Genomic DNA, 18,800 nt, shown 5'->3' on the forward strand with positions numbered 1-18,800 from the left:
TCCACCTTTTCGAAAAACAAATGCGCAAGCGCCTTGATGGATCTAGACAAGCAAAATGTTCTTTCCTGCAAAAAGTCGTTTTCTGGCTTCATGGAGGACAAGTGATTTGGATGCATAAGAAGCCAGACGTCAAAGACAGGCTCCTTAAAAAGGTATCACGGTCATCACTTGATGATTTTCACAACAGCTAAAAAGCTGCCTCCTCATTATAACATGATTAGGAGACAGCTTTTCATAGAAAGATTATTTAACAGCCTGCTTTGCTTTTTGCTTCGCTGACTGTACTGTGTTGTAAAGCAGCATGGTAATTGTCATCGGCCCTACCCCGCCTGGTACAGGCGTAATAGCACCAGCTATTTCTTTCGCACTTTCAAAGTCCACATCGCCGCATAGCTTGCCGTTTTCATCCCGGTTCATGCCGACATCAATAACGATTGCTCCCGGCTTGAAGTCATCTTTTTTCAAGAATTTTGCTTTTCCAACTGCAGCAATCACTACATCCGCCCGCTTGGTAAAAGCGGACAGATCCTTTGTTCTTGAATGACAAACAGTGACCGTTGCGCTTTCTTTTAACGACAGAAGAGCTGCCGGTTTGCCGACAATATTGCTCCGGCCAACGACAACGACATGCTTGCCTTCTAAAGAAATATTTTCCCTTTCAAGCATTTTAATAATGCCATACGGAGTACACGAATAAAATGCTTCTTTGCCAATCGCCATTTTCCCTACGTTTACTGGGTGAAAACCATCTACATCTTTTTCCGGAGAGATTGCATCAATCACTTTGTCCTCGGATAGATGTGCCGGCAAAGGCAGCTGGACGAGAATTCCGTGGATAGCCGGATCTTCATTAAGCTCTGCTACCTTTTGCAAAAGCGCTTCTTCTGACAAATCTGCCGGATAGCGGTAAATCTCAGAATGAATGCCTACTTCAGCGCAAGCCTTTTCTTTGTTGCGCACATATGTATGGGAGGCTTGATCTTCCCCAACCAATATAACGGCCAATCCCGGTGTTATTCTCTTTTCCTTCAGTTCTGCAATCTCTTTCTTTAACTCAGTACGAATATCGCCTGCAATTGCTTTGCCGTCGATAATAGCTGCTGTCATTGTTCTTCTCCCTTCGCTCTCCACTAAATCATAAAGTTTCTTTTACTCTTGATAGCACACCATTAATAAATTTGCCTGATTGCTCATCACTAAATTGTTTGGCCAATTCGATGGCTTCATTAATAGTTACTTTCTCTGGTACATCATTTTCATACTTCATTTCGAATACGGCAAGCCGTAGAATGTTCCGGTCCACTCTCGCTAAGCGATCAAAGGACCATTTTTCTAAATGGGCTTTGATGATTGCATCAATTTCTTCCAGGTGCTCAAAAGTCCCTTTTACACTTTTGCTCAAATATTCATCAGCCGGCTCTTCTTCTAAAACATTCTTGATCGCTTCTTCCGGTTCTGCGCCGCTTACATCCATTTGGTAAAGTGCCTGCAGGCTCTTCTCACGTGCTGTACGTCTTTTCATGTATTTCAAGCTCCTTTATTTGGCCTTTTTCTGCATTATAAAAAGATAATAGCACATATTCAAACGAAGTCACATCTTCTTCTGAAAAAACCTGCCTATAGAAAAAACCAAAGGGGAAAAGCCCTTTGGTTTTTTGTTTACACCTCTGAAGCGAAATCGCTTTCAGTGTTTTTTGTGTCCTTTGTATCAAATTGGACACCAACTACGTGAATGTTTACTTCTTCCGCTTCTAACGCAGTCATATTCAATAATGCCTGTCGAATACCGTCTTGGATCTTTTGAGCAACCCCTGGAATAGAAACGCCAAATGCGATGACACAATATACATCGATTTTAATTCCCTCTTCCGTTAAGTCAACACGGACACCTTTCCCGTGGTTTTTCTTGCCGAGGCGCTCTACTACGCCAGATGCAAAGCTGCCGCGCATTTTTTCCACGCCGTCCACTTCCGATGCAGCAATACCAGCAATGACCTCAATCACTTCCGGTGCAATCTCAATTCTACCAAGACCGTTGTCTCCGTTGCTCATTTCTAATACTTGATTAGCTGTTTGATTGCTTTCTGCCATTTTTTACACCTCCGTCTTCATTACATCATATTTCTCGAGGAACTTTGTGTTGAATTCTCCACCAACGAATTGCTCATGCTCAAGCAATCTTAAGTGGAACGGGATAGTTGTATGAATGCCTTCAATCACAAATTCACTTAATGCTCTTTTCATGCGGGCGATAGCTTCTTCACGTGTTGCTCCATATGTGATTAATTTAGCAATCATAGAATCATAATACGGTGGAATCATATAGCCTGGATAAGCGGCTGAATCCACGCGGACACCAAAGCCTCCTGGCGGCATATAGTCTGTAATTCTTCCTGGAGAAGGCATAAAGTTTTTCTCTGGGTTTTCCGCATTTATACGGCATTCAATAGACCAGCCCGTAAATTCTACATCTTCCTGAGTGAAGGACAACTCTTCTCCAGAGGCAATCCGGATTTGTTCTTTAATCAAGTCCACACCAGTTACCATTTCTGTCACCGGATGCTCTACTTGAATCCTGGTGTTCATCTCCATGAAATAAAACTTTCTTTCATGGTAATCATAAATAAACTCGACTGTTCCTGCTCCTGTGTACTCGACAGCTTGCGCAGCTTTAACAGCAGCATTCCCCATTTCTTCTCGGGTCTTTTCATCCAGTGCTGGCGAAGGAGTTTCTTCCAGCAACTTTTGCATGCGGCGCTGAATCGTACAGTCACGCTCTCCCAAATGGAGAACATGCCCATGTGTATCAGCAAGCACTTGAATTTCAACATGACGAAAATCCTCAATGAACTTCTCTAAATATACTCCTGGATTTCCAAAGGCCGTAGCCGCTTCCTGCTGCGTCATATTAATGCCTTTTTTCAATTCTTCTTCATCCCGCGCTACACGAATGCCTTTTCCGCCGCCGCCTGCCGTTGCTTTGATGATGACAGGGTAGCCGATCTCAGCAGCAGTCGAAAGACCGTCTTCAATCGATTGAATAATCCCATTAGACCCCGGCACAATTGGCACTCCGGCTTTCTTCATCGTCTCACGGGCTACGTCTTTCGTTCCCATCTGTGTAATAGCTTCCGGTGACGGGCCAACGAAAACAATGTTACATTCGCGGCATAGCTCGGCAAAGTCAGCATTTTCTGCCAAAAAGCCGTAACCTGGGTGAATGGCATCGCAATTCGTCAGCTTGGCCACACTAACAATGTTTGTAAAATTTAAGTAACTGTCCTTAGAAGCCGTCGGTCCAATACAGTACGCTTCATCAGCGAGCTGGACATGGAGAGCTTCTCTATCGGCCTCGGAATAAACAGCGACTGTTTCCACGTCGAGTTCTTTGCAGGCACGGATGATCCGCACTGCGATCTCGCCGCGGTTGGCAATCAATAGTTTGTTAATCATTCCGTTCTCTCCCTTATTAAGGTTTCACTAAAAATAACGGCTGGCCATACTCGACCAGCTGGCCGTCTTTTACAAGAACCTCTACAATTTCTCCATCTACTTCCGCTTCAATTTCATTAAAGAGTTTCATTGCTTCTACGATGCATACGACTGTGTCTGCCGAAACTTTCGAGCCTGCTTTTACGTATGGGTCTGCATCTGGAGAAGGTGATTCATAGAATGTTCCTACCATAGGAGAAGTAATCTTATGTAAATTCTCGTTTGAAGCGGCTGGTTTTGGCGCTTCAGGTGTTGGTGTTTCCTGAACAGCAGCTGGTTCCACTACAGCAGGCGCAACCGGTGCCGCTTGTACAGGCGCAGCTTGCACAGGCTCTTGTACAGGTGCTGCCTGCGGTGCAACTGAATATGTAACACCTGAATTTTTCTTCATTTCTATTTTACTGCCTTCAGATTCAAATACAAACTCTTCAATTGACGATTGATCGACAAGCTTAATCAATTCTCTAATTTCCTGTACTTTCATTAATGGACACCCCTTGAAAGATTATGACTAGATACTAACATCTTACGATAATATCTAGTGGAACTTCAACTGAAAAATTAGCTGAAGCTTGTATGGTTCATTTTATCCCTTTTTTTATTAAGATGAAATAATAAATCCGGACTTTCATAAAAAAACCCTGTCAGGACAGATGACTACCTGTCCTGACAGGAATTTCCCTTAGTCGATAAAAAGTATTCGACCCTCATCTATTTAACTGGCTGGAACTCAACAGCGATCGGCTGCTGCTTGCCAAGCTCGTCCTTCGCCATGCGGATAATTTCATTTGCAGCCGCTGCTGAATGCTCATTGGACTTTACAGTGATACGAATGTTCTCTCCATCTGCCCGAACGAGCGCATCAGAATATCCTTTAGATTTAATCAATGTTTCCAGCACATTTTCCTTTGTAGCTAATTCTGTCAGCTTCTCCATTTCTTCATAAGCTGCATTTTTGTCTTCAGCAGATAAGTCCTTCGACGCTACTTTTGATGTTAGCTCTTCTTTCATCTTATTGCGGTCATCTTGCATCTCCAGACGAAGCATATCAAACGCTTCATCGCCTGCTGATTCGGTAACGATAGCTGCCTGCTTATCACCCGCTGTGCTCTTTGCTTCTTGGTCCGTCACTTTACTGCCATCTACTTTTTCTTCCGCCACTTCAGTTGTTATTTGTCCTTCCTCTACGGGTGAAGCTGTTTCCGGAGATAGCTGTTCGGGCGAAGTAATATAGTAGACCGATAGAACAACAACTAAACTTAGCATTGTCAGCAGCCAGACAGTTTGTTTTTTTAATAACATTTAAGCATCCTCCTTTGGTTTTTTCGGCATGACTGCCACACGATGGCTTGGCACATTTAACACCCTGGTTACTGATTCAATGATCCATTTTTTCACTTGAATATTTTCGGCCCCTTCCGCTACAACTAGGACGCCACGGATATCAGGTTTTTTCATTTCCTGAATGACGGGTGCTTCCCCTCCGTCTTTTTTCACCATAACTAAATTTTCGTCCCTTGTTTGGTCAGTAATGGTACGTTCCCCACCTTTCTTATCCTGTTCCTTTGTTTCCTGTGTTTTTACAGCTGTATTTTTCTCAAATACCTTTCTCTCGGATGCTTCAATAGTAACTACAACTGTAACATTGCTGACACCAGCGATTTGCTCCAAAGCAGCGGTAAGCTCCCGCTCATAGATTTTTTCAAAATCTTCCTTTGCAGGCGCTGTTTGTTCATTTCCCTCCTCCTCAGAAGAGTCTTGCGGGAGGACAGCATTTATTTCTCCCCTATCCTTCAAATCACTTAGAAGCATAAAACTAATACCGATAATGGCGGCAATTGCCATCCATTTTGCTTTGTTCGCTGTTTTCTCCTCTCCGCTTTTTTTAGATGGGATTAAGGATTGCAGCCACTTAAAGCGGCTTTTACGATCACTCAAGGCTGTCCCCCTCCTCTACCATATGAATATTCAATTGCTCCATCGGAATATTCCACTTTTTTGAGAGAAAAGAAGCTAGGTTTCTCTCTTCTTTTTGAATGGGCTCTGTTTGTTCGGAAGAGTCAATGCGAACCTCTTTTACATATTGACCTTCTGTCTCAGCTGAGAGTGAAGCCATGTATACATCAATGCGTTCAATATTTTTTGGCAAAGAATTCTCCCATTTGCTCACCTGAATATTGATATCAACAATCTGCTTATGGAATGTATGCTTCAGTTCATTCTCTACAAGCGCCTGCAGTTGCTGTTCACTCTCTTTTAAAATGAATAGCTCTTTAGAAGACTCCAAGCTGCTTTGTTTGTTGGCAACAGCTGTAGTTGCCTGTTGATTAGTTATCGTGCTCTCTGCCCACTTTGACAGCTCTTCTTCAATATTCACTGAAAGAACCTTCCACAATGGCTGCAGCATTACAAACAGTAAAAGCAATCCAATGACCACCTTTGCATATTGCTGAAAGCGATTGGACGGCATGAGCAAATCCATCACAGCAGCCAATAACAGAAAAGCAATGACACTTTCCAGCCAGTCAGTAAAAAAAGCCATAGGCTTCGTCCCTTTCTTCAGCGAATCATCATCGTCACGTTACTAGCTGCGACGAGAATGACGATGGATAGCAAAAACATGAAAGAAACAATGACTAATGCAGCAAATACGTAAGTCATATTTTTCCCGATGATCTCAAGACACTCTGTAATCGTTTCGTCACCAAGCGGCTGCAAAACAGCACCAGCAACCTTATATACAATGACAAGAGCAAAGATCTTCAAAGCAGGGAAAGCGACAATCACCAGCAAAATTCCCGCTCCTGCAATCCCGACAGTGTTCTTTAACAGCAGGGAAGCACTCATAACCGTATCCGCCGCTTCCGTAAACATCTTTCCAACAACCGGGATAAAATTGCCGGCAAAAAACTTTGCCGTTCGAATGGCCAGCCCATCTGCTACCGCTGCGGCCGAGCCTTGAATGGAGACAATGGCCAAATATATCGCCATGAAGGCACTCAAAAGCCCAACACTCCAATGACGGAGCAAGTCAGCTAATTTGGTTGCTTTATAATGAGTAGAAAATAAACTGACGACGCTTAGCAAAGTAGAGAAAAACAATAGTGGAAGTACGACTTTTTGAATGACCAATCCGCTAATATTCATCAGAAATAACAAAAATGGATGAAATACAGTAGCTGAAATAGCTCCTCCCGTCGAGGCAAGAAGCGCCAGCAAAACCGGCATGAGTGCCAGCAAAAACTGGATCATTTGATCCACAGCATCCGTGGCGTATTCCATGGCAAGTCGAAAGCTGTTCAATGCTAGAATAAGAAGTACAATCAGCACAACACTGTAGGCTGTTTTACCTACTGTCCCCTGTTCAAAAGCATTCTGAAGAATTTGCAGAAAAACAGAGAAAACCGTTAATAGAATAAGGGTTCCGAGCAACTTTCCATTGGCATATAACTCATGAAAAACGAAGCCTAGCAGACCTTTTGCCCAAGCACCAATAGAAAAGGCTTGTCCTTCTTTAAAAAGAGCGCTCAGTGGTTGCTGTTCTGTTTCTGGCAGATACTGTCCATATGTTTTCAAGAGCTGATCCCAATAGACAGACAGCTCATCCATTCCAAGCTCCCCAAGCTGTTCCTCAGCGACTGCTCCTATATCTTTGCTCCTCTCTTCCTCCGATTCTGCTTGTGTAGAGGCAGCAGCGGAGAATAAGAGCGCCAGAAAGAGTAAAGCGATTCTTTGCCAGATCCTCACCTTTCTCACCGCCTTCCCTCGGCTATCTCTTTCCTGCCTGCCGCTGTTTGTAAATAGCCATGTAGATTGGTCGGCAAATACGAACTCAATCCTCTATCCGCCTCATCGCTTACTTGAAAATCAGGTAACCAATTAGTCAGCTAACATGCTCCGGTTGAGAACTGTCACTTATTTTCCTGGAAGCATCGTTAAAATTGTTTCAATTAAAATTGTTAAAATGGGCACAGCCATCGATAAAATAATGACCTTGCCTGCCAGCTCCATCTTGGCGGCCAATGCTTCCTGGCCGGCATCTTTTGTAATTTGAGACGCAAACTCAGCAATATAAGAGATACCAATAATTTTTAAAATCGTTTCCACATAGACAAACTCGACATCCGCCCGGGCTGCCAGCTTTTTAATCATGAGGATAATTTCCGCAATTCGATCAGCTAAAAATAAAAACAGACCGCATCCAACAAACATTACGAGTAAAAAAGCAAAAATCGGCTGCTGTTCTTGCAAGAGAAGAGCCAAAAAAACTGTCACAAGAACAACAGCAGCTACTTGGATAATTTCAATGGTTCTCCTCTCCCATCACTGAAATAAAAAAACTTCTCTAATCTTGTCAAACAATTCCTCTACGATGGAAACAATCAGAAATAAAATATAGACGAAGCCCAGCAGTGTCACCCATTGGGCATATTCTTTCTTCCCTACCTGTTCTAAAATCGTATGGAGGAATGCCACGACTAAACCGACACCGGCAATTTTAAAAATCACTTCCACCTCAATGCCCATTTTCTTCCCCCTTTCTGCTAAAACAGCAGAAGCACGATTAACAGACCGCCCATAAGACTTAAGCTTCTCATCATTTTCCCATACCTTTTTTGCTTCTCACGCGCTTCTTCTTCTTGGCGTTCTAAGTGTTTCAGTGTCACAAGAATCTGTTTTTGCTCTGTTATACGGTCATGCTTGCCTACCGTTTCTCCAAATTCTAGTAAGATAGATCTCTCACTTTCCAGCAATGCTGTATGGGGCCAAATTTTTGCCAAGCTTTTCCGCCAGGCTTCCTTGGCGTCTAATTCGGTTGATGTGAGCAGTTCACTGAATAAAGCAAACAGTTCATTTATAGGCGCTGGCAGCCGCTCGGACAATTTTCTGGCCGATTCATGCAAAGGGGTAAACCCATATACAATTTCAGCTTCCAACGATTGTAAAGCAGACCGGATTAAACGAATTTGTTTCGGCCTGTCGCTTAATTTCTTTGATTGCTCCGCGCCAATCCAAATAGAAGCAAACAATATGATCAATGCACCTGCCCACTTCATTGAACGGTCCTTGCCGGGGAAGTCAGCTCCTGGCCCAAATGATCAAGCACTTTAAATGACCGGACTCCTCTCTCGGAAGAAAGCTCGATAAACCGCTCAAATGTTCCGCTTTCTATCATAGCTTTCACAATCGGCCGGCGAATCACTTCGGCATAGCTTGAACCGTGAACAGTAGCTATTAATCTAATTCCTGCATTGATCGCTTCCGCTACAGCCTGTCCATCTTCTGCTCTCCCGATTTCATCCGCCACCAGCACATCTGGGCTCATGGAGCGAATCATCATCATCATTCCTTCCGCTTTTGGACAAGCATCGAGAATATCTGTCCGCAAGCCAATATCAAGCTGTGGAATCCCTTTTACACAGCCGGCAATTTCCGAACGCTCATCCACAATCCCTACCTTTACTGGTGCAATGTTTCTCTGCTCCATACCTGTAGCTGCGGTTTTTGCCAAATCTCTGAGCAGAGTAGTTTTTCCCGTTTGTGGCGCTCCAATAATGAGTGTGTTTTTCCATTTCCCATCAAAAAGCCAGGGGATCAGCGGATGGCAAACACCCGGTTTTTCCCTGGCAATTCTTAAATTAAAGGAAGAAAGATAGCGTAAAGCTTTTACTTTTCCCTCTTCAAGAATGACCTTTCCCGCCAGGCCAACACGGTGTCCCCCCTCAATGGTTAAATAGCCGCATCTTAATTCTTCATCAAACGCATAAAACGAATGCTGACTTAATTTATTGACGAGCGCTTGTCCTTCTTCAAGGGTAACGATGTGAGACAAATGAAAAGGGCGGCCAGCAATAATCTCGAGCGGCTTGCCGATGCGCACCCTAATTTCTTCAATTTTTCCTTTTAATTCGGATGGCATGGCATTGATTGTCTCTTTTAATGTTTGCGGCAGATAAGCATATACAGTTTCCATGAACGCTTCCTCCTTTTTCTCCTCCTTTTTATTCAATGTATGTGCCTAATTTCAAGATATGCCGACTCCGTTCTATCAAAAGAAAAAATGGCCAGAATCCCTCCGCCATTTCAACATTTCTTTATTTTTTATCTCTTTTATCATGAATTCTTATATAAAAAAAAGCCGCTCCCTAAAGGAGCGGCTTTCATACTATTAGGCACGAGAAATATAGCTTCCGTCATCTGTGTTAACAACAAGGACATCCCCTTCGTTAACGAAGAATGGAACTTGTACTGTTAATCCTGTTTCAACAGTTGCAGGTTTTGTTCCGCCTGAAGCGGTGTCGCCTTTAATGCCCGGCTCGGTTTCGATGACTTTTAGTTCAACCGTGTTTGGAAGATCTACTCCCAATGTTTCTGTTTGATACATCATAATGGAAACTTCCATGTTTTCTTTTAAAAACTTCAGCTCATGTTCAATTTGAGAAGCAGGCAATTCAATCTGCTCATAAGACTCATTGTCCATGAATACATGCTGGTCGCCATTTGCATATAAGTACTGCATTCTGCGGTGATCGATTTGTGCTTTTTCTACTTTTTCACCCGCACGGAATGTTTTTTCCTGAATGTTGCCGTTACGCAGGTTACGCAATTTAGAACGAACAAATGCCGCTCCTTTTCCAGGTTTAACGTGCTGGAAATCGACTACGCGCCAAAGGCCGCCGTCTACCTCAATTGTTAAACCTGTACGAAAATCGTTTACTGAAATCATGTTGTGTTTCCTCCTGTTTCCTTAAAGAATGAGTAAATCTTTTGTGGAATGCGTGAGCGTTTCATTGCCTGTTTCTGTAATCAACGTATCATCTTCAATGCGTACGCCGCCAATGCCTGGCAAATAGATGCCCGGCTCAACCGTAACGACCATTCCCGGCTCAAGAACCATATCAGAACGGAAAGAAAGCGCCGGCCCTTCGTGAACTTCAAGCCCAATGCCATGGCCGGTTGAATGGCCAAAATGCTCTCCGTACCCCTTTTGGGTAATATAATCGCGGGTAATAGCATCCGCTTCTTTGCCCGTCAGGCCTCCCTTGATCTGCTCCATCCCTTTTAACTGGGCATCCAGCACAATCTGGTAAATTTCCTTCATTTGTTCGGACGGTTCTCCGACTGCAATGGTCCGGGTAATGTCGGAAACATACCCTTGATAATAAGCCCCGTAATCCAATGTCACCATATCGCCTTTTTCAATCACCTTATCGCTTGCTACACCGTGAGGCAAAGCTGAGCGTTTGCCGGAAGCTACAATCGTATCAAAAGATGAAGAGGTTGCCCCCCATTTTCTCATGAAGAATTCCAGCTCATTTGAAACCTCCAGCTCAGTCATGCCCGGCTGGATAAATTCAATGATATGTTTAAAGGCTGCATCAGCGATATCGGCCGCTTCCTTTAATATCTTAATCTCTGAATTATCCTTAATCAAGCGCAATTTTTCAATCATTTCGCTTGTAGGGACTAATTCATCTTTAAAGAGACCTTTGAGCGTTTCATAAGTTTGGAAAGTTGTATATGCTTTTTCAAATCCAAGGCGTTTGATTCCTTGCTTTTCAGCTTGCGCGGCTGCCTCTTCGTACAACGTTCCCTTATGCTGAACTATCTCAAATCCCTCTGCTTGTTTCCCGGCTTGCTCCATGTATCGAAAATCGGTAATAAAAATAGCTTTCTCTTCGGAAATAAGCGCTGCTCCTGCAGATCCTGTGAAGTTCGTCAGGTAACGGCGATTATAAGGACTCATCACGAGCAAACCATCAATTCCCTCTTTTTTCATCTGCGTGCGCAGCTTCTCTATTTTAATCATTAGTTTCTCCCTTCCCTTAGATATGTATAAGTGCCTGTAAAGCTAGTTCATAACCGATAAACCCTAGACCGGCAATTTGCCCAGCGGCTACAGGCGCTATGACTGAATGCTCACGGAAGGGCTCACGGCTATGAATATTGCTGATATGCACTTCGATGACCGGTACAGAAATAGACGCAACCGCATCTCTAATTGCATAACTGTAATGAGTAAAGGCCCCCGGGTTAAAGATGATGCCATCCATTTTTTCATCAGCAGCTAGATGAATTCTGTCAATTAATTCTCCTTCATGATTAGACTGAAACGCGCTGATAAATGCTCCTAACTCTTTTCCTCTAGCTATAATACGGCTTTCTAGGTCTTGCAGGGTTTCACTGCCGTAAATCTCCGGCTCTCGTTTCCCCAGCCGGTTCAAATTTGGTCCGTTCAATAAGAGGATGCTCTTCATGTAATCTCTCCGCTCCACCAATTTAGTTACATGAATATTTTAACATATTTAAAATTACAAAAACTACTTAGCCGTTTGCCTTTTTCCGCTCATTTAATCTTTTTTCTTTCAAAAGATGTTGTTCATACCCATAGGAAATCGAATAGCCGATAAATAGCCCGTAAAGGATTAACAGACAAATAGTTGTGGACAATGTATTGACGTTTAATTTTTGCCAAGAAGGAATACTAGCGAGAAGTGGATGGATAATCACAAATAAGAAAACCCAAATCGCCGCGCCAAAGAGCACGCCCGACCAGATCGTTTTACTTTTCCTCAGCAAGAAATAATACACTATGGCTAGGAGTAGTGATATTCCTGTATGGAATATCAGGCCAGATAGTACTTTCCAGAAACCGCTGTGAATTTTTGGAATATTGACATATGTAACGACCGCATTGATGTCGATCGTCATAAAATGAAAGTAAGCAGCAAATTGCGCAAGGCCACCCCATATTATCCCGCCGAACAGGCCGATCACTAATGCGTAACTTAAAGGAAATTCTGCTTTGTGCTCTTTTTCCCGCTTGTTCACCATCCTACACCTCCAAAAATGAGTTAAAGCATTATAAAAAAAGATTACTAAGTGATTCAGCTTTTATTTTTGCTTAATAAGGGATAGAATATGTATATAGAAGCTTTTTACATTTTTACATCTGTTAATAATGAAAGAGGGTATAAGATGAGTGAGCAAAAGCCAGTTTATGGCGGGCAGGCACTGGTAGAAGGCGTTATGTTTGGAGGAAAACACCATACGGTAACAGCCATTCGCCGCAAAGACCGTTCAATTGAATTCTTTCATTTGCCAAGAGCACCTAAACCTGCTTTGCAGAAGTTGAAAAAAATCCCATTTTTACGCGGCATTTTTGCGATCCTGGATTCAGCAGCGACCGGCTCTAAGCATTTAAATTTTGCACAGGAACGCTATGATTTGGATCCGGATGAAGATGGTCAAATAAATGAGGCGGCAGAACCTTCAAAATGGACGATGGTTCTTGGCGTAGCTGCTATCGGCATTCTGTCGTTTTTGTTTGGAAAATTTATCTTTACACTTGTTCCAGTCTTTCTTGCGGAACTTACCCGCCCTATTTTCTCGGGCAATTTTGCGCAAATCCTAGTTGAAGGCTTTTTCAAGCTAGTTCTCCTGCTTGTTTATATTTACTTAATCTCTTTAACTCCACTCATCAAACGAGTGTTTCAATATCATGGAGCTGAGCATAAGGTAATTAATGCGTTTGAAAGCGGGCAACCACTAACAGTGAAAAACGTGCAGGCTGCCTCGCGTCTCCATTATCGCTGTGGATCAAGCTTCATTTTGTTCACTGTGATTGTTGGTATCTTCATTTATATGCTCGTTCCGACTGATCCACTTTACGTCAGGGTATTAAACAGAATCGCTCTTATTCCGGTCGTTCTCGGCATCTCATTTGAAGTGTTGCAGCTGACAAATAAACTTCGGGATATTCCTATTCTTCGCTATCTTGGCTATCCCGGCTTATGGCTTCAGCTGTTAACAACAAAAGAGCCGGAAGATGATCAAGTGGAAGTAGCAATCGCTTCATTTGAAAAATTACTAGCAATAGAAGAAAGAACGAAAAGGGGATTAAGTACAGAGGAAATTGTCTAATATGTAAATAACAGCTTATTTAACAGCTCGTTAGGAGGTGGCTTTTTTGACAATCCGGTCAGTCATTGCCTATACACTCATGGGACTCGCTGCCATTGGCTTAATTTCCATGCTGCTTTATTCACCTGGAGCTTTGGCACGGCAGCTTATTATTCTCGCGGTTACTGCTGTAGTTATTTATTTCATTTACCGTCTAGTCATTCGCAAAAGACTTGGCGGTGGTACGGAAGACAAGGCCTTTGCTAAAGCAGCAAAAGAGTCAAAGAAAAGACTGCAAAAGCAAAAGCGCCCAAAACCTTCTTCTCCCTCAACGGTTTCCTCGAAAAAGAAAAAACCGTTTCGCCGAAAAAGAACGAAGCATTTAACGGTGATTGAAGGAAAGAAAGGCAAAAAAAATAACCGGGCATCTTCTTAACTCCCGGTTGTCAGTAACACCATCTTTTTAAAAATGCCTCTGTATATCCGCGCCCTATTTGAATGAGGGCGTCTTTTTTTTCGTCTGATAAGCTAAAATCCGTTACGGCGGTACCCTCTACCGGAATAAACACAATGTTTCTTGCATGCCTTTTAGAAATATACCGCGCATCGTGGGCGTCCTTCATCGTATGAAAAATGGCACCAAATAAATCCGCTCCATTGGTTACTTGTCTCGGCATTTGCATCGTTCGTGTACTTAACTTAATCCCAAGTACAGGGCGCTTTTGCTTTTTTTCTTCATCGAACAGCCAAAGCGGAAAGTTGCTCAGCATTCCGCCGTCCAAGATGAGTGCTTTGCCATTTGGTACAGACAGTTTGACAGGCTGAAAGAAATAAGGAAGCGTACAGCTCATCCGCACCGCCCGGGCAATCGGAAAAGAATGAGGGTTAATTCTGTAAGCAGGCAAGTCATCAGGTAAAGTAAGTATCCGCCCGTTTGTAATATCAGCGGTTACAACTCGTAAGGCTCCTGGTGCCAGGTCGCCGAAGGAACGAATTCCTTTTTGCCTAAGCAAGCCATCCAGCCATTGTTCCAGCTTTTTCCCTTTGTACAAGCCAAGTGTAAAATAAATCTTCAGCCAGCGAACAAACGGTAGATCAAATAATGTATCGTCAAGCAGATCCTCTCCCTCTACTTCTTTTATTGCCCTCTTTAACTCTGCACTCGTGTAACCCGCTGCAATCAAAGCGGCCATAATTGCTCCGGCACTCGTCCCTGCCACTCTTACGAACCGTAAGCCTTGGCTTTCGATTGCCTCGTAAGCGCCGACGAGTGCGAATCCTTTAATTCCGCCGCCAGAAAAAACGCCGTCAATTCTCATACTCCCTTCTCTCCTCTTTTATTTTCTTTTTATATGTGTAAGCGGCGAAAGCTTGGACTAGACGAAAATCTTAAAGTTCCGTTCAGAATCGATAGCTTTCTTGCCCATTCAAAATTCACTATGTATGATTTCCTATAAAGAAAGCCCCTTCTTCCTTCCAAAGGAAACAAATCACTAATAAAAAACAACCCCTCCACAGAGTGGGGGGTTGTTTCAAACAAATTAACTTTTTACAGGCCGCATTTCAATTGAGCGCCACAGTTCGTACATGTGTTGCAACCACCCATTTCTTCTACTGTTCCCTTACGGCAGACTGGACATGTATTGCCGACCTCACTACCGATAGTCACATTAGTAGAGCGAATTTCTTGAATGGTATCAACAAGCACGACATGATTCTCATGTTCTTTTGTTTTTGTTTCCTCTTGTTCATCAAAGCTGTTTTCTTCCGCTTTCAATGTCAGTACTTGTGAATCACGGCTGCCGTCTACGTATACGGTACCGCCTTTTGCGCCACCTTTATAAAGACGCTCGTACACTTTTTCCACCTGCTCGACTGTATAACCGCGCGGAGCGTTTACTGTTTTCGAAATCGAGCTGTCAATCCAACGCTGAATGACACACTGAACATCCGCATGTGCTTCCGGAGCAAGGCTCATAGCCGTTACAAACCATTCTGGCAATTTGTCTGGATCCGCCTCCGGATGACGATCTAAGTATTCTTTTACAATATCTGCCTTCACTTCAATAAACTTGCCTAAACGTCCGCTGCGATAGTACGTAAAGGAAAAGTAAGGCTCTAAACCAGTAGACACTCCCACCATCGTTCCAGTGGAACCTGTTGGGGCAACCGTTAGAAGGTGTGAGTTTCGAATACCATTTTCAAGAATAGACTCACGGACGTCTTCTGGCATTTTTTTCATATAACCTGTGTCGATAAATGCCTGGCGTAAACGGTTTGTCTCTTCCTTTGTCTCTCCTTCAAGGAAAGGAAAGCTGCCTTTTTCTTTAGCCAATTCAACAGAAGTTCTATAGGCTGTTGTAGCGATCGTTTCGAATACTTTATCTACGAGCTCGTTTCCTTCTGGTGAGCCGTATTCTTTCTCGCAGTAAATTAATAAGTCAGCAAGTCCCATAACGCCCAAGCCGACACGGCGCTCGCCAAGTGCTTGTTTTTTGTTTTCCTCCAAGAAGTAAGGAGTCGCATCGATCACATTATCTTGCATTCTTACTCCTGTGCGGACGGTTTCTTTCAGCTTTTCAAAATTAACTGTTTTTGTTTCTTTGTCTGCCATTTCTGCCAGGTTCACTGCCGCTAAGTTACAGACGGAAAACGGTGCGAGCGGTTGCTCTCCACATGGATTTGTCGCTACTACTTGTTGGCCATATGCCTTAGCATTCGTCATGTCGTTAGCATTATCAATAAAGAAAATGCCTGGTTCCGCGGAGTATGTTGCACAAACATTGATCAAGTTCCATAGTTCGCGAGCCTTGATCTTACGGTATGTACGCACGGCATGTCCTTGTTTCTCCCATTCGCGTACATCGCCGACTTTATGCCAATTTTCATTGTAATAGGCCATTTCTTCTTTGCTGTACGTTTCTACGGACGGGAAGCGCAATTCATATTCCGTATCTTTCTCGACTGCCTCCATGAATTCTTTCGTTAAGCAAATGGAGATGTTAGCTCCTGTTAAAAATTCAGGATTATGGACAGTATATGTTCCGCCTGTTCGTAACTTCTCTTCTGCTTCTTTAATAATTTCAGCACTGAAGCCACCATAGCCAGGGATGTTTTTATAATTTACAACGCCCTGATACATCGCTTCTTCGCGTTCAGTGAGCGGTTTGAAGTTCAACTTGTCCTTCGCCGCTTTTTTGATCTGTTCGTCTTCTGTATTTTCAAGCAAATAGCGTAAAATACGCGGATTTTGCATTTTGGAAATGATAAATTCTACAATATCTGGATGCCAGTCGGCTAACATAATCATTTGAGCACCGCGTCTCGATCCGCCCTGCTCAACAAGGTGTGTCAGTTTCGCAATGTCATCCAACCAAGAAACAGATCCGGATGATTTTCCGTTAACGCCTTTGGCAAGCGTGTTGCGCGGACGAAGGGTAGAACCGTTCGTGCCGACACCGCCGCCGCGGCTCATAATTTCCATTACTTGCTTACGATGTTCAGAAATGCCTTCGCGTGAATCAGGAACAAACGGCATAACGTAACAGTTAAAGTAAGTTACATCCGTCTGTGCTCCCGCTCCATAAAGAACACGCCCCGCTGGAATAAAGTTTAAGTTCACAAGCTCTTGATAAAATTTCTCGAACCACTCTTTTCGCTTCTCTTCAGTTTTTTCTACAGAGGCAAGACCTGTTGCGTTTCGCTTAGCAATTTGCTCGTAATAAATTTCCAGAGGCTTTTCAATCACATCAAGAGGACGGCGAATGAGGCCTGTTTCCTGTTCTGCGGGGTCATCTAGGGCCCCACGGAATTCTTCATCGACAAGCACCTCTGCTTTTTTCTTCTGCCAGTCAATGCTAGTAATGAAGCCAATTCCCCGTGCCGGGAACTTTGGATCCTCTTTAATCGTTAACACAACAAAATCGCCTTCCGTTAACGTGACTTTCTCTGTGTCTTTAAACGAATAGCGGTCGATCATTACAAGACGTGAAACCCCTTTATGAGTGATTTTCATATCAGAGGTGACAGGATGAACTTGAGGGAAGACGCTGATGTCTTTGTTCAATCTGTCGATGTTGAGGGACATATTCTTTTGTGACGCAACAGACATAATCACAGCTCCTTTTCTTCTACATATTTCACGGTCATTCAAACATTATATACCCATGCTTTGTGACTAAAAACTAAACAAACACAATATATTGTGTTTGTTTTTCTTGATACATTACTATATATTGAGTTAAAAACATTTTTTTGTCAAGCCGAAAAACGGCTGCCTTCAGCAATAAAAACGAGGTTTCACTAAGGAAAACAGCAATATTACCGGCATAAGAAAAATTTTCAAGCTTGCTCTTTGTTCCACTTATTTTCTTTTTTTCGCAAAAAAAGAGAACAAGCCTAAAGGCTAGTTTCTCTTCCGCCTGATGATTCATCTTTTAAAATTCCATTCATCTGAAGCGTATTTTTCCTTCGCGAGCTGTTCAATATAAGCAATTTCCTCTGCAGTAAACTCATATGGCTGAAGTTCTACTCCAAGCCCTTCCTCAAATCCTTTTTTGAAGGCTGTCCCAGCCATATCATAAGTCACCTTATGGGGACTGATCGCATTGATGGCAACCGCTTTGCTTTTAAACGCCCGTTGCATCCGCTCTTTCACGCGCTCATTTGGATAGGTAAATAAGCTAAACAATTTGTCTTCATCAAGATCCAACAAAATAGACCCGTGCTGCAAGATAACACCTTTTTGCCTTGTTTGTGCACTTCCTGCTACCTTCCGGCCTTCAACTACAAGTTCATACCAGCTAGGTGCATCAAAGCAGACCGAAGAGCGCGGGTTCTTTAAACTGTTCTTCTCTTCGTCTGTCCGGGGAACAGCAAAGTAAGCCTCCAGTCCAAGATGATGGAATCCTTTTAAAATCCCCTCAGATATGACTCGGTATGCCTCTGTTACACCTGCAGGCATGTTCGGATGCTCTTCCGTCACGATCACACTGTACGTCAGTTCATGCTCATGAAGCACGCCTCTTCCGCCGGTTGGACGACGGACAAAACCGAGGCCATGCTGTTTTACCGCATCCAGATCTATTTCTTTTGTCGCTTTTTGAAAATAGCCGATTGACAACGCAGCCGGTTCCCAGCCATAAAAACGAATAACTGGCGGGATTTTTCCCTCGCTATGCCATTCCAGCAGCGCCTCATCCATTGCCATATTGAACTCTGCTGTTTGGCGTCCGGAATCAACAAATTTCCAAATCTCTTTTTCCATGATGATTGCCGCCCTTTTTATGATAAATTCACCCACTTAGTGTATCAAAAGCAGAGACAAAAACAAAGAGTTATCACTCGTTTATTTCTTTTGATTCTTCCTTTCCCCACGTTTATAATAGATAACAGTGCATGTTTAC

At 43.2% G+C, this 18,800-nt stretch carries 22 protein-coding genes; 2 read left to right on the forward strand and 20 right to left on the reverse strand.

Annotated elements, in window-relative coordinates; all coding sequences use genetic code 11:
* Positions 1–243: 243 nt before the first annotated feature.
* The 17 genes from folD to CJ483_RS06005 form a co-directional block, all read right to left on the reverse strand.
* Positions 244–1,107, reverse strand: coding sequence for a bifunctional methylenetetrahydrofolate dehydrogenase/methenyltetrahydrofolate cyclohydrolase FolD (gene folD / locus CJ483_RS05925; RefSeq protein WP_120032882.1), 864 nt, complete (start codon positions 1,105–1,107; stop codon positions 244–246).
* Between the two features lie 28 nt (positions 1,108–1,135).
* Positions 1,136–1,522: a transcription antitermination factor NusB gene (nusB, locus tag CJ483_RS05930; RefSeq protein ID WP_120032886.1), complete on the reverse strand. Its 387-nt coding sequence runs from the start codon at positions 1,520–1,522 to the stop codon at positions 1,136–1,138.
* A 137-nt stretch (positions 1,523–1,659) separates the two neighbouring features.
* Positions 1,660–2,091 carry an Asp23/Gls24 family envelope stress response protein gene (locus CJ483_RS05935; RefSeq protein WP_120032889.1) on the reverse strand — a complete coding sequence of 144 codons (432 nt, stop codon included), beginning with the start codon at positions 2,089–2,091 and terminating at the stop codon, positions 1,660–1,662.
* A 3-nt stretch (positions 2,092–2,094) separates the two neighbouring features.
* The gene (gene accC / locus CJ483_RS05940; RefSeq protein ID WP_120032892.1) at positions 2,095–3,453 is read right to left on the reverse strand and encodes an acetyl-CoA carboxylase biotin carboxylase subunit; all 1,359 of its coding nucleotides are present in this window, start codon (positions 3,451–3,453) and stop codon (positions 2,095–2,097) included.
* Between the two features lie 16 nt (positions 3,454–3,469).
* Positions 3,470–3,976 (reverse strand): acetyl-CoA carboxylase biotin carboxyl carrier protein, encoded by a 507-nt coding sequence (gene accB / locus CJ483_RS05945; RefSeq protein WP_120032895.1) that lies wholly within the window; start codon positions 3,974–3,976, stop codon positions 3,470–3,472.
* Positions 3,977–4,203: 227 nt separating this feature from the next.
* The gene (locus tag CJ483_RS05950) at positions 4,204–4,794 is read right to left on the reverse strand and encodes a SpoIIIAH-like family protein (RefSeq protein ID WP_120032899.1); all 591 of its coding nucleotides are present in this window, start codon (positions 4,792–4,794) and stop codon (positions 4,204–4,206) included.
* A complete protein-coding gene (gene spoIIIAG, locus CJ483_RS05955) occupies positions 4,795–5,430 on the reverse strand; it encodes a stage III sporulation protein AG (protein ID WP_259455578.1) in 636 nt (211 codons plus the stop codon).
* Positions 5,423–6,034 (reverse strand): stage III sporulation protein AF, encoded by a 612-nt coding sequence (gene spoIIIAF / locus CJ483_RS05960; protein ID WP_120032902.1) that lies wholly within the window; start codon positions 6,032–6,034, stop codon positions 5,423–5,425. The genes spoIIIAG and spoIIIAF overlap by 8 nt, the downstream gene beginning before the upstream one ends.
* 17 nt (positions 6,035–6,051) lie before the next feature.
* Positions 6,052–7,239: a stage III sporulation protein AE gene (gene spoIIIAE / locus CJ483_RS05965; RefSeq protein ID WP_120032905.1), complete on the reverse strand. Its 1,188-nt coding sequence runs from the start codon at positions 7,237–7,239 to the stop codon at positions 6,052–6,054.
* Positions 7,240–7,407: 168 nt separating this feature from the next.
* Positions 7,408–7,791, reverse strand: coding sequence for a stage III sporulation protein AD (gene spoIIIAD / locus CJ483_RS05970; RefSeq protein ID WP_259455784.1), 384 nt, complete (start codon positions 7,789–7,791; stop codon positions 7,408–7,410).
* Positions 7,792–7,815: 24 nt separating this feature from the next.
* Positions 7,816–8,019: a stage III sporulation protein AC gene (gene spoIIIAC / locus CJ483_RS05975; protein WP_120032911.1), complete on the reverse strand. Its 204-nt coding sequence runs from the start codon at positions 8,017–8,019 to the stop codon at positions 7,816–7,818.
* A 17-nt stretch (positions 8,020–8,036) separates the two neighbouring features.
* Positions 8,037–8,549, reverse strand: a complete 513-nt coding sequence (gene spoIIIAB, locus CJ483_RS05980; protein ID WP_120032917.1) for a stage III sporulation protein SpoIIIAB — start codon at positions 8,547–8,549, stop codon at positions 8,037–8,039.
* Positions 8,546–9,466, reverse strand: coding sequence for a stage III sporulation protein AA (spoIIIAA, locus tag CJ483_RS05985; protein ID WP_120032920.1), 921 nt, complete (start codon positions 9,464–9,466; stop codon positions 8,546–8,548). Before spoIIIAA ends, spoIIIAB begins: the two co-directional genes overlap by 4 nt.
* A 195-nt stretch (positions 9,467–9,661) precedes the next feature.
* Complete coding sequence (gene efp / locus CJ483_RS05990) at positions 9,662–10,219, reverse strand: elongation factor P (protein WP_120032924.1); 558 nt, start codon at positions 10,217–10,219, stop codon at positions 9,662–9,664.
* A gap of 21 nt (positions 10,220–10,240) precedes the next feature.
* Positions 10,241–11,302, reverse strand: coding sequence for a M24 family metallopeptidase (locus CJ483_RS05995; protein WP_120032927.1), 1,062 nt, complete (start codon positions 11,300–11,302; stop codon positions 10,241–10,243).
* A gap of 16 nt (positions 11,303–11,318) precedes the next feature.
* Entirely contained in the window at positions 11,319–11,750 is a 432-nt protein-coding gene (gene aroQ, locus CJ483_RS06000; protein WP_120032930.1) for a type II 3-dehydroquinate dehydratase, read from the reverse strand.
* 67 nt (positions 11,751–11,817) lie between these two features.
* Positions 11,818–12,327 carry a YqhR family membrane protein gene (locus CJ483_RS06005; protein WP_120032933.1) on the reverse strand — a complete coding sequence of 170 codons (510 nt, stop codon included), beginning with the start codon at positions 12,325–12,327 and terminating at the stop codon, positions 11,818–11,820.
* A gap of 144 nt (positions 12,328–12,471) precedes the next feature.
* Between CJ483_RS06005 and CJ483_RS06010 the strand changes: the two genes are divergently transcribed.
* Together CJ483_RS06010 and CJ483_RS06015 are read left to right on the forward strand one after the other, a co-directional pair.
* Positions 12,472–13,416 carry a DUF1385 domain-containing protein gene (locus CJ483_RS06010; protein ID WP_120037821.1) on the forward strand — a complete coding sequence of 315 codons (945 nt, stop codon included), beginning with the start codon at positions 12,472–12,474 and terminating at the stop codon, positions 13,414–13,416.
* A 46-nt stretch (positions 13,417–13,462) separates the two neighbouring features.
* The gene (locus CJ483_RS06015) at positions 13,463–13,831 is read left to right on the forward strand and encodes an SA1362 family protein (RefSeq protein ID WP_120032936.1); all 369 of its coding nucleotides are present in this window, start codon (positions 13,463–13,465) and stop codon (positions 13,829–13,831) included.
* Between the two features lie 10 nt (positions 13,832–13,841).
* Here the strand turns inward: CJ483_RS06015 and CJ483_RS06020 are convergent, their stop codons facing one another.
* From CJ483_RS06020 to CJ483_RS06035, 3 genes are all read right to left on the reverse strand, one after another.
* A complete protein-coding gene (locus CJ483_RS06020) occupies positions 13,842–14,714 on the reverse strand; it encodes a patatin-like phospholipase family protein (protein WP_120032939.1) in 873 nt (290 codons plus the stop codon).
* 230 nt (positions 14,715–14,944) lie between these two features.
* Positions 14,945–17,506 carry a vitamin B12-dependent ribonucleotide reductase gene (locus tag CJ483_RS06025; protein WP_120032941.1) on the reverse strand — a complete coding sequence of 854 codons (2,562 nt, stop codon included), beginning with the start codon at positions 17,504–17,506 and terminating at the stop codon, positions 14,945–14,947.
* A gap of 318 nt (positions 17,507–17,824) precedes the next feature.
* Positions 17,825–18,661 (reverse strand): lipoate--protein ligase family protein, encoded by an 837-nt coding sequence (locus CJ483_RS06035; protein WP_120032947.1) that lies wholly within the window; start codon positions 18,659–18,661, stop codon positions 17,825–17,827.
* Between the last annotated feature and the right edge of the window lie 139 nt (positions 18,662–18,800).

Source organism: Bacillus sp. PK3_68 (assembly GCF_003600835.1).
In the GTDB taxonomy this organism is placed as follows: domain Bacteria; phylum Bacillota; class Bacilli; order Bacillales; family Domibacillaceae; genus Pseudobacillus.